Origin of the sequence: Paraglaciecola sp. T6c (assembly GCF_000014225.1) — a bacterium.
In the GTDB taxonomy this organism is placed as follows: domain Bacteria; phylum Pseudomonadota; class Gammaproteobacteria; order Enterobacterales; family Alteromonadaceae; genus Paraglaciecola; species Paraglaciecola atlantica_A.
The window spans coordinates 2,100,734-2,116,497 of the sequence record NC_008228.1 but is presented as its reverse complement, the minus strand read 5'-3'; the positions used below and the strand labels follow the sequence as shown (position 1 = coordinate 2,116,497).

General features: G+C 46.4%; 6 protein-coding genes. 1 reads left to right on the top strand and 5 read right to left on the bottom strand.

All coding sequences use genetic code 11. From position 1 onward, the window contains the following. Window positions 1-3 precede the first annotated feature (3 nt). Both PATL_RS08985 and PATL_RS08980 read right to left on the bottom strand, forming a co-directional pair. Window positions 4-618 carry a DUF6942 family protein gene (locus PATL_RS08985; protein WP_041713584.1) on the bottom strand — a complete coding sequence of 205 codons (615 nt, stop codon included), beginning with the start codon at window positions 616-618 and terminating at the stop codon, window positions 4-6. After that, window positions 618-1,010: a DUF2750 domain-containing protein gene (locus PATL_RS08980; protein WP_011574582.1), complete on the bottom strand. Its 393-nt coding sequence runs from the start codon at window positions 1,008-1,010 to the stop codon at window positions 618-620. Before PATL_RS08980 ends, PATL_RS08985 begins: the two co-directional genes overlap by 1 nt. Before the next feature lie 164 nt (window positions 1,011-1,174). Between PATL_RS08980 and PATL_RS08975 the strand changes: the two genes are divergently transcribed. Beyond that, a complete protein-coding gene (locus PATL_RS08975) occupies window positions 1,175-5,980 on the top strand; it encodes a cache domain-containing protein (protein WP_011574581.1) in 4,806 nt (1,601 codons plus the stop codon). Here the strand turns inward: PATL_RS08975 and recD are convergent. The 3 genes from recD to recC are packed head-to-tail and all read right to left on the bottom strand — an operon-like array spanning window position 5,969 to window position 15,635. Beyond that, a complete protein-coding gene (gene recD / locus PATL_RS08970) occupies window positions 5,969-8,182 on the bottom strand; it encodes an exodeoxyribonuclease V subunit alpha (protein WP_011574580.1) in 2,214 nt (737 codons plus the stop codon). The two genes, PATL_RS08975 and recD, sit on opposite strands and share 12 nt — an antisense overlap. Then, window positions 8,176-12,138 carry an exodeoxyribonuclease V subunit beta gene (gene recB / locus PATL_RS08965; RefSeq protein ID WP_011574579.1) on the bottom strand — a complete coding sequence of 1,321 codons (3,963 nt, stop codon included), beginning with the start codon at window positions 12,136-12,138 and terminating at the stop codon, window positions 8,176-8,178. The genes recD and recB overlap by 7 nt, the downstream gene beginning before the upstream one ends. Beyond that, the gene (gene recC, locus PATL_RS08960; protein WP_011574578.1) at window positions 12,135-15,635 is read right to left on the bottom strand and encodes an exodeoxyribonuclease V subunit gamma; all 3,501 of its coding nucleotides are present in this window, start codon (window positions 15,633-15,635) and stop codon (window positions 12,135-12,137) included. Before recC ends, recB begins: the two co-directional genes overlap by 4 nt. Window positions 15,636-15,764: the final 129 nt, after the last annotated feature.

The window sequence follows — 15,764 nt, the reverse complement described above, 5'->3', positions numbered from 1 at the left end:
TGGCTATTGATTAAGCGATTTTAACAATTCAACTAAGCGGATAATTTTAATATTGGATAACTGGCGGTAATCAAAGTATGGGCAAACCACTGTGCGGGCAATCTGATCAATAGCAAACTCTTCACCGTGCCATGTTAAGTTCAAACCTGCAGTCTGAACTAAAGATTTTGCATAAGTACGGCCCATTATAATGTGATACGCATTATGAATTGTGCCCGTTATAGCGTTATCAGCGCAGCCGTTGCCGTAATTAGGCAAGTCTTGCTGTGGTAAGGGCGGGTTAAAAAGCAAAGCGGTCTGACTGTCTTTTTGCAGCAAGACTGTATCCCTATAGACTTGCCAGCTTGCACAGCCCGCACCGGGCAAACATGCATCTAATACGGGATCCGCACTTCGCCAAGCAAACACTAATTTTGCATAAACATTAAAGACTTTACGCCAGCCATTACCACACTGTCGATTGAGCGCTTCAATGTCCCCCGTGCAAAAGGGGCGCATTGTATTTAGTAGAGATAAATCTTGGTAATTTGGCCGATTGGCGATATAGACGTTGATGCGGGCGTGGTTAACCCCTAGGCCCGCATCATCACTAGCCTCAGCATAAAGAGAAGACGTCACTAGGATTCTGTTTGCAGTTCCTCATTAATACATTCAAGCATTTCCTGGGCTTCAAGCATGATCCCTTCTTCATCTTCACTCAATGGGAACACCAACACCAAGGTACCATTTTGTTGCATACCGGGTAACCACACCTGATGCCACTGGGCAAAGTCAATTTGCTTCGGCTCACAATCTGGGAAGTCATTTTTAACCCAAGCTTGCGCAAATTCAGCGTAAGGCCATACGGGTATACAAGCATCATCTTCAGCTTTAAGCATTAGCCAGCCATTGTCGCCGAATAATCCCCACAAATGCTGACGCTCAATCATACGAGTAATAGCGTAATCAAAACGCTCTTCTGGTAATAACTTGCTAAGGGCAATAAATTCTTCCGCTGAAATTTCCGTCATGTTGAGTTCCTGAATTTTGAATGAAAGTAATGAGTTACTACGCACCTGTGCGCGCTATTTTAGTGTGGCGCACGTAGCAGACTTGCGCAAATTTTAAGCCTAAAACTTGATTTTTCCTTAGTTTTGACCTGTTGTTTAACAACACAAGGAAGAGGTGCAAGTCAATGTCGGAAAAATCGGTGGCGCAGAATACCCCATCCCCGTCTAAAACGCCAAAAAGACGCCTATTTTTGTTGTTTATTATTCTGCTTTGTGCGGCGGGGTTATATACCTATTTGTACTACAGCAACATCGAAGAAGGCTCAAGTAACAACAATCTGTACCGGATCCTGTACGAAGCATCCAATACGCTAAACGAAAATCTAGATAAAATTAAACGCGCTCATGATTATAGCGAAAGTGAAACCTCGATACGCTCCCTTATGCCGAGCTATCAACGCACATCCGACAACTTAACCAGAGAAACGGCAACAACGCTGCTTTACCAATTATCGGCGCAGCAAATTCACATTAAAGATGTTAGTGAAACAGCCACCGCAAGTACACTAGAAACGAAAGCCCCCGAAGAAACCTCCCCTTCAAGCAACAGTGAGTTTGATGCGAGCGACGTCTCCCCAGCGACTAAAATCGAACCAGGAATACAAGCTCAAGGGAAAATTACAGACTCAAACGCCTTGGGCGATAGCGCAAACGTGAGTGACAACGCCATATCTGCAACTGGCACAGATAGCGAGCAACTTCCAGAAACGGCACCAAAATTACAAAAAAAGTTTAGCGCAACTTTAGATGTAGAGGATATTCTGCCTACCCCCCAAGCAGGTTTTAGCCAATATTTATTTGCCAGTAAAGAAGGAGAAGTACTCGCCTCGGTGGGTCATGAAAAAACCATATCCATTGTTGATTTAACCAGCATTAACCGTGCCTTTTTACGCCAAGAATCGCGCTCTTTGTTGTCCATGGCTGAAGAGGCTGATATTAAAGGCAAAGTCCCTTTGCCAAGTTACAGTAGCCATATCGATATCACTTTGTCTTATGGAAAATATCGCGTATTTGCTTTCCCTTTCGCACTAGACATTCCTTTGCAGTATGAGCACGAGGGTGAAACCAACACCTTAAATCATCTGTATCTCATTGGGCTAATGCCCAGAGCCAAACTAATCCAACAAAGCACAACCAGTTGGAATGCGTCATTATTGGTCGTCAGCATTGTGAGTCTGCTATTTATGTTGGCCCTCGTGCGTTTGTTTCTGTTGCCGGTTACCCATTCGATCACCCCAGCCACGCGTAATCTCACCCACCTCATCAGTTACGCTTTCTTTATCGTGGTTTTGTCTTTGCTTTTGGCTTATTTACAAAAGTACGTTGTACGCTACGACAAAGACCTGCGGGCCATGGACTATGGCTCAACAATCGCCCAAGAAATGGAGCACGACGTCTACGAAGTATTTAACAAACTCGCCCAGTACCGTACTTTTTACCAAATCCTGCAAAAAAGCACAGATACACACAAAAATGACGGCCAAACGCGAGCACGTGATAAGCGACAAACTCAGCTCGACTTATTAGACAATTTTCATCAGGGGTTACTGAGTATCACAGATAACCCGTGCCTCAACGTTGAAGATCACAAACTCGCGCCAGATGAGCTTAAACGTGCTCAAGCCGAGCATGGTGCAAGCAATAAAGCGCCGCCCAATTTCAGCAATTTACCCAACGCTGCCGTCAACGCAAAAAATCAATTCTTTATTCGTTACGCCTGCAAAGGTACACAGCTTACAATTGAAAGCGATCTTCACAAGGCTAACTTGTTCGACTATCTAAACGATGATGACACCTTGCCAGACGACGCGCAGATCATCGACTTTTTCGCACAAAATTTAGCTCTGGAACACTTTCCCGATGAAAGTCTAGACACATACGTTGCCTCATCACCGCAAGCAAATCCCCCGCTAAAAATACTCAATATTTTTCTGCTCAACAAAGATGGCTTTATTTTGACACCGTCCTTTTACTTTGTTGAAAACAATGTATTACCTGCAGGATTTGAGTTATCTAACCGAGACTATTTCAAAAAAATTCGCGATCAAAAAGGCTGGCGATTACCCCCTAAAAATGACGATACTCTTCAATCTAATGGATACAACCAAGTCTTCATTCAGCGCCTGCTCAACGTCAATAATGCGACCCGTGGCACCACCATCTCGATGCCGCTGCACGATGGCAGCAATACAGGCATTCACAGTCACGCCAGTGGGTATAACGTCCAAAGCGAGCCCAGCAATAAACGCTATGCCGATGTGATTGCCGCCGATGTATTGCTACCCAGTATTAGCCTAGCCAAACCGGCCCCAATGGACATGACGTTCATGGTGGTCGACAGAGATAACGGTGACGTATTATTTCACAGTGACGCTAGCCGCTCCTTAGTGGAAAACCTTTATTATTCAGGTAATCACAGCCCTGTACTCAGCCAACGGATCCGCGCAGCACTGGACAATACGGATGCTGAAAATTCAACGGTTAACCAAGCAATCGATGGGTTTTATCACGGCCAAGCAGGCCGCTTTTTTGTACGACCCAGTGTGATTGATCAGTGGGCGGTGGTGGTGTTTTACCCCAACGACAGCCTAGATGCGCTGATGACAAGTCAGTTTATGTTTCTGTGCATTAGTTTTGCCGTATTTGTGACGTTCTTAACATGCACGAGTTGGTTGCTTGGCCGACTATTCGATACCGATAGACTCAAGCAAGTAGTGAATTTACCCGCCACCTTTGATACCAAAGAAATGCTGCATATAAGCTCCACGCTCATTGGCATCATGTACTGCCTTTTCACGTTTACCCACCTCGCTATTTATCCGCAAGAGAGTGCTGGATATTGGGTGACATTTATCGCCATTGGTACCCTACTGGTCATATTTTATTTTGGTTACCGTGGGTACAAGTTACTTTTTGAATCCGCAGGAGAAAGTTTCTCTATTCATGGTAAGGGAACAAAAGGTGCTGTCTTTCTAGCGTTAGGGTTAGGCGCTCTCGCTCTAGTACAAGCACTATACCTTAAGTCCGTCATGACGATCCCGCTGAAAAATTTAGCGCATTATTATCAATATCAAGATTGCAATAAGCTGAATCGAGAGCGAGCAGAAATTGCCGCTTTAGGTCTCACGCGTTTTCCAAATTCTATTACCAAGCATCGTATGAAAGCCGCGGCTTTATTGAAAGGTAGTGGCGAGAGCAACAAGCCAATGACACAGCAAACAAACATGCGCAGTTTAAAGAAACAGTGTGAACACTACTCCACTGCTGTAACCCCAAACGACTTCCCTAATGCGCTGGATTTGATAAGCGCGACTCAAGATTGGCCTTGGTTAGACTCCTTTATTGCTTTTTCGCACACACCTGAGATGAACGAACCTCACGAGCAGATTGATGAAGGAAAATCCAACGAAACGCAATATACCGAAGACGACGTTGCTACAACAGGTGGCGAAACCATTAAAAGCGCTTACGATCGTTTAGCGAATTATGATCTCACTATGCCCGTTTGGGCAATGATATTAGGGGTCATTGCGATTACGCTGATGCTGATCGCCTGGCTTCACTTTAATCGAGTGACGTTGTGGCAAAGATTGTATTACTCGTCGTTTTTCTTACGACACATACGTGGCCTAAATTTACCCATGCGCAATGAGGACTGTGAGCAAATTTCACCGCATTTAACGCTCAAGGTAGACTCAGCCAAGCCTAACGGTATTGATCTAACCACGTTGCTTCACTTAACACCGCTAACAGAAGAAGGCGCAGTGTCTAAGCCGCATATAATACTTCAAGAAACACAACAGAAGACAGAACAAAAAAACCAAGGCAAAGAGACAACAGGGGCACAGTCATTGGCCTGCTTTGCTTTATTACTGCAAAACAGTCCATGTTTGCAACATTTTAAGCAAGAAAAAGTCGATTTACCCAATGTGAAAATGGTGCTGCACATCGGCCCTGAAATGACGGGGTTCGCTATCGAAATGTGGGATATTGAGGTGTGTTTAGAAGTCCCCAAACTCAGGAATGAGCTACTGGGTTTACTCATGGAGCTTAAATCACTGGTGCTGCTCGGTAAAATTGAAAGCTTAACCCTGTACGCTGGTTTCTATAGTTTGCAACGAGTTAAAATGAAAGATCCCCTAGGTCAGGTAAACGATACAGCCAAATTAGCCCACGCTGATTACTTATCTTGGGCTGACTGTTTGCTGGATTTCAATGTCATCTTACCGGCGAAAATCACTCAGCAAATCGACCAAGACGTACTACACGACGAAATAGACATGTTCAGAGATTTAGCCTGCTTGTTCGCTATAACAGAGCCGCGTGCTGTGCCCACTGATGAACTGGTACTTCCTCTTAAAGGGCCCAATTTTAGCTCGGTTTCCAGAGCACTCAACTGGTTCGCTAAAGAGAACCTGCATCGGGTATACGACAACGTAAAACAACCGCCTAGCAAGCTCTACAGTACCCGATATTGGGCCACCATTAATTACATATTGTTAAAAGCAGGGGCATTGTATCGCTACAAGTGGGAGTTATGCTCCAACGCTGAAAAACTCGCTTTATACAATCTTGCAAAAGGGCAATATATCAACCCTAAAAATAGCGAAATGATAGAGCACCTCGCGTTAGCGGGCTTAATAAAAGTTGAACGCCGGCATGTGGCTATTATCAATCAAAGCTTTGCGCATTTTGTGTTACATGCTGAAAGCCCAGAATCCATGAGTCAGTTAGTGAATGACGGAGAAGCAGGCACATGGAAAAGCTATAGAGTACCGCTAGGCTTGTTGTTGGTCTTAGTCATAGGTGCTGTCGCTCTTACCTCTGGTCAGTCGCTGTACATCATCGCCGCTTCATTAGCGGGGGTGATTGGTACCATTGCCAGTTTAACCACCAGCGCCAATATGCTGCGGGGGCACTTACGGGAGTAAACGCTTAGCTAGCCCACTCCCTCGCTGACAACGCCTTGCCACACTGATCGACAAGGCCTGCTCGTCACTATACAAGTTGAACGATTTCTTCGCCCGCGTAAGGCCAGTGTACAGCAGCTCTCGGCTGAGCAATCTCGCTTGAGAGCGCGTTTCAATGCGTGGCAAGCACAAATAAACATGATCAAACTCAGACCCTTGGCTTTTGTGTATCGTCATGGCGTAAACCGTATCATGGGGAGGTAACCGACTGGGCAACACCCCACGCAAGGTGTTTTGCTCAGTAACAAACCACACTTTCATCAGACCTTCGTTTTCCTCGTCAGGCATGGCAATACCAATATCACCATTAAACAAGCCTAAACTATGGTCGTTTTGCTTAAGCATAACGGGCCGGCCAATATAGAAATCTCGACCTAGTTCAATGGCTCCGTGTTTATTCAGCTCAGACTCAATCAAGACATTCATTTGCTTTACGCCCCAACTCGCCTCTTTTTGCGCGCACAAGACTTGTTGTTGCTGTAATAACGCAAAGACCTCAATACCCTGCGTGCTAAGGGTTCCTCGGGCGCAGACCTGCCTTACGCGCTCGAAATATCGTTGGTAATCCGGCAGCAGTCTATTCACCAAGGCTTTTGGATCATCACTGGTTTGCCATACTACATCTTGGTAAACATCATCTGAAAATAATGCTTTGGCATTCGCCAATCGCCCCATGTTAATAGCCCGCGCTAAGCGGCCAATACCACTTTTCTCACTGAAACGATAACTCTTGTGCAGCAAGGCAAGGCTATTGCTAATCGGCGCCTTATTTAGGGTATTGATGTTTAACTCAATCTGGCACAGGTCTTTTACCACACCAAGTGCTTGATCACTGTATGGCGGGGATTGATTGAAGACAGTGGGCGAAAAATTCAATGCCGCAGAACAGATATCAGACAGCACACTGCCCGCCTCTACCGAAGCGAGTTGGTCTTTATCACCTAATAAAACAATCTTTGCATGCCTAGGCAAAGCCGCAAATAGCTTACTCATTAAGGGTAAATCAACCATGGACGCTTCATCCACTATCAGCACATCGACGTGCAAGGGGTGTTGCTGGTTAAAGCGAAAATAAGGGCTATTTGGAATACTGCCCAATAACCTATGAATAGTGCTGCACTGACTAGGTAAATCAGGCTTTAAGGCGTCCGGTAGTTTGTCCATGGCGGCACTGATAGACTGGCTCAAACGCGCAGCGGCTTTTCCTGTTGGCGCAGCCAGTTTAATTTGCAGTTTTTTGCCTTTATGTCGCGCCAAGCCCTGTAAAAGAGCCATCAACCGGATCACAGTGGTTGTTTTCCCTGTCCCTGGTCCACCGGTGATCACACTCACGCTTTGGCTCGCCGCAAGACACACCGCCACTTTTTGCCAATCTATTTCAGGCTCCCGCTGGGCGTGGCCATGACCACTTTGACGGTTTACATCATTAAGGTCTCTTTCATCACCTACATCATCGGGTGCTGAAACAAACAATTGCCCTAGCAATGCTCTGCCCTGTTCAATATCTAAGGTACTCGTGCGCCCTGTCATGCTGTTTATTTTTTCTGCCAGTTGCACTTCGTACTGCCAATAACGCTGCATGTAAAGTTCATGCCCCTGTAAAATCAAAGGCTTACTTTGAGACTGATGTTCCTGCGCCTGATGAGTGTGTAACTGCTTGGCCGATAACTGCTGGGCCGGTAAATGCTGGGCCGAAGAATAACGATCATGCGATGAAGTATTGTTACCTGTATCAGAACGGGTATCTGAACCGGCCACAGCATCAGATGCTTGATTAAAGCGCGGCTCTTCAACTACCGAAACGCAGCTAGATGCCTCTAAAATAGACATAAGCACAGGCGCAGAATCGAAACGATAAAAGGGTAAAAATGGCTGATAAAATCCATCGAGATTGAGGCAGCTATCTTGCTCGCCCAATCGGCTGCTGAGATAAGCAGCGAGTAAACCCAGCGCGTGAATGCCAGCGGTGTTTACCGCCAATTTATTACGCTCGTGAAGCATAATAAACTCAGCAAATGCCACGTCCAATGGGCGAATTCGACCTACACTCAACAAGCTTTGTAGAATACTGGCAGTCGTGGGCGGCTCCGGTGATGCCTGAACTTGTGTTTGCTGACTCTGTGGGGTTGATACATCATTTTTTATCATCAATTTGCTTACCATAAGTCTAACTGTCCTTGCGCAGCGGGCGCATCATCGCCGCTATCCTTGCTGTTTTTAGCTGCCGTTGACGATGCAAGTTGAGGCTCACTGTTAACCTGATATTCGCCATTAAACAGTGCATCTAAATCTTCTATCAAGGCTTGCGCTGGCATCAAATAAAATACTCCATTTCCAGACTTTTCACTGTGCATTCCACGCAAGAAGGTGTAATAGGCACCGCCTATGTCATCAGCGTAGGCATAATCCGATTTTTTACTTTTAAGCCAACGATGCAGCGCCAAGGTATAGAGAATGGCTTGCAAATAGTAATCATGCTCTTCCATGGCATTGGCCATGGCTTCACCGTGATAATCAGCAAATTCTGCCCCCAAATAGTTCGATTTGTAATCCAGCACGTAAAATTTGCCTTGGTACTGCAGCGTTAAATCAATAAAGCCTTTTAACATGCCGTTGAGTTGCTCAAATTGATAATGATGTTGACGCTGTGGAATATGCTGATTAAGGATGTGATTAAACGTCTGCGCTTTTACCTCTAAAAGCGGCAGGTAAAATTCCATTTCAACCAGCACTTGGTTTTTAGCAAGCGCTGATAAACTCAGATGTTCTCCGTTTTGCTGAATATTTGAGGACTCTGCGGTCAACTTGGACTGCAGCACATCGCGCAGCCACTTATCAACCACAGCAAACCACTTTTGTTCAATGCCATACCAAGTGCCTTTCTCGATGATCACGTCCATTAAATTAATCGGGTTGGTGAAATCGATAGACTCAAGCACGCCGTGCAAAAATGAACCCGCTTGGGCGCCCTTCACAAACGTAAACTGATCCAGCACCTCTTGCTCTGCGCCTACTTCATCAATATCGCTAATACCATGTATATCATCGAGAACACGATTAGGCTCATTTGCTTGTGGCAAGGCAGTCTCATCGTCTAACAGCATCTGCTCGCTGTCGTTATGAACTTCAACGCTTGGGTTGTCTTGTGTTGCTTCAGCCGCCATTTGCGGCGCAATATATTCACCAGCCTCCGGTTCAGTTTTAGACTGTGTATTGGCGCTAGCGTAGGCACTGATTACATCCAACTTATCTGCGCCCTCATCTTGACCTGGGGCAACGAATTCATGATGCTGCTGGCTACTGATGGCTGAATAACTGGTTAAACGCCAGCGCCGAGTAACAGGCTTAGGCAATACCGCAGCGCGCAGCATGGCGTTACTGTTAGTTTGCAGACTTTCTTTGCTATCTTGCGACAGTAAGAACTGTTTAAACTCGGTCGCTTTTCGCTCGGCGTCTTGTGCGGTAAATCCGAGATAGTCCACATCAATCGTCTGGCTTAAATCGTCTAATCGCTGAGTAATCACAGCATCACTCACCTGTGTGCCTTGATTAAACAGTACTCGGCCCAGCGCAGTTTGCATCAACTGTGACTCTTTCTTACGCTGTGGATGACTGTTATTCCACAAGCCGATAAAGCAATAATGTACCGCGCGGGTCAGCGCGACATACAACAAACGTATGTCTTCAGCGAGACGTTCGTGATCGGCCAAAGCAAGGTTCTCGTCTGCGCCTAAAAAGTCGATCACTAAACCGTCTTTTTCATTGTGATAAATCGCTTCTTTCATCTCTCGGCAGCGGCTGGCAAAAGGTATAAATACCAAGGGATATTCCAATCCTTTGCTGGTATGTTGGGTGATGATTTGCACCAAATTCTGTTCAGTTTCCAAGCGAATTTGTTGGCCTTCGTTGTCATTATCTGGCTCGGCCAAATGCGCTTGAAACCAATGTAAAATCTGACTTTCACCTGACATCAACTGGCTTTGTACTTGTAGTAGCTCCACTAAGTGACGCAGATCGGTCAAGCGGCGCTGGCCATCATGATATTGGCCGACAAGGCGCTCAGCGATTTTAAAATGGCGCATTAAAATATTCAGCGCCATCATTAAACCTTGTCGCTGCCATAACTGATGCCAATAAGCGAATTGCTCTACCAACTTTTGCCACTGCCATTCATCGCTGAATAGCGCATCTAAGGTGGTGGCGTCGTAGCAAAATAACTCACTGGCGATTGCGCCCCGTAAATAACGGTCATTACTGGGATTTGCCAACGCTTGAATAATCGCAAATAAATCCACTGCGGTTTGACTCGCAAACACACTTTTACGCGCTAAAAACATACTATCAACACCTAGCGCAGCAAGGGCCTGTTTGATGGTGTCCGCTTCGTTTCTGTCTCGTACTAAAACGCAGCAATCCCCTGGTCTCACTGGTCGCTGCTTAATTTGGGCTTCACCTGAGGCGCCTTGGTGAATAAACTGAGCAATACTCAACGCACACTGTTGAGCAAGAGCACTTTGTGCCTCCCCCCAACCAATCGGGAGTCCATCATTACTGGTCAAGTGATGAAAGGCTAAGCTGTTATGAGCTTGACCAACAACCTGTAAACCGCTTTGTTGCTCAACGCTTGCCACCGCTTGAAACGGAATGCTGTCTTTAAATAAGAAACCCGCTTCGCTTTGGGTGAAGAGTGTATTAACCCCCTCCACTAAGCTCGGCTGTGAACGCCAATTGGTGCCCAGCGTAAATTGTCGCGAGGCATCCACCAACTTTTTCGCTGCAATGTAGGTATGAATATCAGCCCCGCGAAAGGCGTAAATCGCTTGTTTAGGATCGCCAATCGCCACCCAACACGGCGTAACATCGCCAAACTGCTGTGTGTAAATAATGCGGAAAATATCAAACTGCACTGGGTCAGTATCTTGAAACTCATCAATCAATGCCGCTGGGTAACTAAGTTGTATCGCTTGAGCCAGTGACTGGTGAGCGGTGTCGAGCTTATCACGGTGACTTAGCTCGCTGTCTGGCTCGATAACCTGCCCACTGTTCGACTCGACTTGGGCTAGCAAAGCGCGGTGCAAGCTACTCAGTAAGTCATCTGGCGAGAGCAACTGTAGGCGTTGCTTATTGGAGGCTAGGTTAGTACTGATATGCTTAAGTGCATCTAAACTGTGCGCTAACAAGAGCTGGTCGTGGCACTGCTTTTGTAAATGAGCAAGTGTTTCAAAACGGGAGAAGTCTAAGTGCGCTAAGCTCTTAGACGTTTTCTTCATCGCGCTGAGTACTTTTGCTGGGCTAAAGGTGGTCCATAAGTCTTTATCAAAATCAGCACGACTGTCATCGCTTAAGCAAAAAGCCTGCATTTTGGCAATAAAATCCGCTTTGCCTAGCTTGGTATTCGCTTTGAGGTCAGCATCGATAATTTGCTGAGCAACCTCGTTCTCTCGCCACCAGCGTTTGGTATCTTGCAGCGCTTTAATGTATTTATCAACGCTTTCGTGACTCGTCTTAACATCCACTGTTTGCAAAGGAGTCACGTGGCGATACAGCAACGAACGCAAGGCCGATTGCAACGCCTGGGGGCAGTGCCATATATCCAGCAACTCGTTCAGTACCTGACTCGGTAGATGCACAATATGCCCGCGCCAGTAATCTTCAACCGCCAGTTTTAACCACTGTGACTCATCCAATACGAGACTCTGCTCATACATTGCGCCGCTTTCAAACGCATGCAAACTCAGCATACGCTGACAGAAGCCATGTATGGTATATACAGCCGCATCATCCATCTGCTTAATGGCCAATAACAGTCGATGACAGTCGAGCTCAATATTGTCACTTCGCTCAATGAGATATTGAGTGAAGTCATCACTGCTGACCCCAGCATAAAAATCTAAATAAGCACGTTGTAATCGCTGGCGAATGCGCTGTTTTAGTTCCGCCGTCGCGGCGTTAGTAAAGGTCACGACTAGAATTTTATCGACGCTTAAGGGTGTGCACTCGTCCCCTAGCAACAAGCGCAAATACAAGTTTACTATGGTATAGGTTTTACCGGTACCTGCACTGGCCTCAATCAATGATGCCCCAGTGAGCGGAAAGGTTTTGGTGTTTAACGGGATCATGAGGCCTCTCCCAATGCGTCAAACAGCGGGTCAAATAAAGCATGGCTGACTTCACTGAATGCACAGAAGTGCTGGTTTAGATCTGGGCAAACCCGGCGAATATGTGGCTCTTCCCCTTCTCCTTTGGCGAAATAGCTGCCATAAAAAGCGTTTTTCGCCTTCATCAGTGCTTTTGCTTCATCACCGACACTAAGCCATTCGTAAGCGGTTTTAGGATAAAAGTGTAAAACCTGCAGCTGGCCTAATCGCCAATAACGTATGAATATCGCCAGTTGGGTTTTCGCTTCATCTTTATCGACAGCACCAATGCTAAAGGGCTCTTTATCCTCCACGCCAATGTAATAGGCGCGTTGGTGTTTTGCCACACTGCCGTTAGCACACAGGGCTAACCAGGTTAGCCATAGTTGCAATACGTTATTGCCTTTGACTTTGCCCGGTCGCCATAGCACCAAATTGCCACCGTATAGATTGTCTACCCAGCCGGTTATCTGAATACGTTGAGTACTTGTTGCTGACACCGAATTTTGTGTTGATGAGTTCGTGTTGGCATTTAGTTCACTTGCCGGGACGGGTGAAATATCCAACAAGTAGCTCAACTCAAAGTTAACTTCTGCTCGCGTGGGCGGCACCTCATCCAGCGGCCCGCCAATCAATGCCACCAACGCATCAATTAACGCTCGGGATTGTTTACGAATGGGCTGCAAACTTATGTCGGCAATATTTCCTGTGGGCAATTTACCCTCTGCCCGTAAACGCGTTGTCCAATCCTGTTGCTGCGTGGTGACAAAACGCTCGTTCAACACATAGCGCGACAACGCATCAAGCTCAAACGGCTCATCGTCACTTTGAACGTCATAAACACGGGTCAAACGGGTTTGCCAGCGCTGGCTGAAAAACGCCTTCGCGGGATTGCTAAAGAATATCAACAATTCGTCTAACTCGACCTCTGTCACTTGAGCAAGCTCAGGCAAGGAAAATAACGGCGCAGGACAAAAATCCACTTCTTTATCACTGTGCACACTGCCATCTGTCAGCTGCTGCGCTAATGCCAGCCAAGGAGTTTGAAAACTAGCCATCGCGCTTGGCAACGGTTCCTCTTCGTGGGCATCGCGTTTAGTCGCAAAATACACAGGATTAAATGGCTGCAATGCATGCTCATGATAAATATGCTTTGCTAAATTATCGGCGCATGTTTTGGTTTCTAAGCTCTCATCACCTGCCAAGCAGAAGGTTTGTTGTGTGTACTCAAGTAACTCGCTAAGCAAAATTGATGGGCTACGCGGCGAGTTATCTTTAGCGCTAAAGCCCTGAAAACTTAAATACAGTCGCTTACGCGCAGATAAAATGGCCTCTAAAAACAGGTATCTGTCATCTAGCCTGCGAGAGCGGTCTCCCCTACGCCCTTTGCCGATGCGCATTAAATCGAAACCAACCGGCACCACTTGCCTTGGGTAATCACCATCGTTTAAACCAAGCAAGCACACCACTTTAAACGGCACACTGCGCATGGGCATTAAGGTACAAAAATTCACATAACCGGCTAAAAAGCGCTGGCCTACGCCTTTGCTGGATAAACTTTGCTCTAGCTCAGCGAGGAAAACATCATGCACAATTTCACCACTGAATTGATGCTCGTGTACTGTCATTTGCTCCAGTGATTGGCGCAGTTGTAGCACATACGTTTGGTCATCATCGTCAGGCAAATACAGCTGTTCAATGAGTGACAGAGCACCTTTGATTTTCGCATGCAAACTGGCCGCACTTTGGCAAAAGGCTAACGCGTTGCCAAGCTCGCGACTGAACAAATAAAACTTACCTAAAGCCACAACGTGCTGGCCTTCGATGTGTTCATAAGGTGCAATTGGCTCATGAGCATCATCAAACATGCTTTCACCGCCCATGGCATAGCCGGCCAACAAACGTTGTAAACCAAACAACCAGGTATTTTGCGGTTCGTTGGGCAATGCCCAGCGTGTTTTATCTTGGCCATCCCAGCCCCAACGCACACCTGCATCAGCTAGCCATACACTTAATAAGTCAAATTCCTCTGGGGTGATATCAAATTTTCGCTGTACTGCTGGCACTTCACACAAGGCCAGTACATCGGATAAACCGATCCGGCTTTGATGTAGCGACATCAGTTGAATAAAGCTATTGAGTAGAGGCGACTCTTGCTGGGCGTTGCGATCGGAAATAGCATAAGGAATATGCAGCGCTTTGTCTGTGCCGCCAAATACACCATCAATGATCGGTGCATAGCTTGCCACGTCCGGCATCATTACAATCACATCCCCCGGGTGTAGCTCAGGGTGATCAGCAAAAAGGTGCAATAGCTGGTCATGTAAGACTTCGAGCTCACGTACTGCTGAATGACACGCATGTACTTGCAAGGTCATGTCGTCTTCAGCCAGAGGTATCTTAGGGTATTCTTCACCGTTTGTTAGCAGCTCTTGTGCGGGTAGTGGCTCTATCGCCCCGCGATGAGTTAACGCCAATACTTCGTGCTGCATATGTTCAAGCAAGCTTTCGGGCTCTTGCTCGATAAACGCATCATGCAATTCAACCTCTAAGCCCAAGATCATGTCTTGGTAGTCTCGCCCTTGCTTGCCCCAAGAGGCGAGCAACGGGTTGCCAACCAATAGGTAATCATCCATACCGCTTAAGCCACTTTGGGCATCTTCACTTGCTTGAGCGAGTAAGCTTTGCAATTTGGCTTGCAGTACTTGTTTGTTGTCTACTATATCGCCCCAGTAATGGGCGCTGGGGTTAAACCAAAAGATGATCACGTCGCGACTTTTCGCTAACGCGGAGAAAATTTCAAGTTGTTGCACAGGCATCGCTGACAGGCCAAACACAAACAAGGGTTTCAGCTCATCTTTGCTGCTTTTAGTGTCCTCAAGCTCGGCCATTAAGCGTGTATGCAAATTCGCCCTATGATAAGGAGACTCATCCAGCTCTTTGGCATATTCAACCAAAGCTCGCCATAAAATAGGTTGCCAAGGTTGGGCGGACACGTCGGTATCGGCTACGTTATTTTCGCCTTGTTCCCAAGCCAGGATCCACTCTGGGCGATAGACCAAATATTGATCGTAAATATCGGCTATTTTTTGGCATAACTGATAAAGCTTAAGCGGCTGTTGATCATCTAAATACTGGGCAATGCTGGCAAATTCAGTTCTATCACTCATTTCAGGCAATATGCTCATGAGCTTCCACGTCATGTTGTCTTTAGTAAAGGCAGACTGCTCAGGTAAATCGTTTACGTGGCCTTTGTATAATTGCCAGATATAGCTTGAGGGTAACGGGAAATCGATATTGGCAGAAATACCCAATGCCTGGGCAATTTCTATTTTTAGCCACTGTGCCATACCGGGGCTTTGCACTAACACCACGTCGGGGGAAAAGATATCATCTAGGCTGCTTTTACTCTCGCCTAACCACCCGATGAGATAAGCGGCGAGACTTTCCATTTTATTAGACTGAACCAGATGCAACATAGCTAACTACACTCGGGAAATTGATGCCCAAGTGTAGCAAAAATACTGTTTATAAAACCACTATTGATTACTGAATTAGCATTCGTTGCACAGTGAGAAAAACGAACGAGGTCAATAGGTTGAACACGC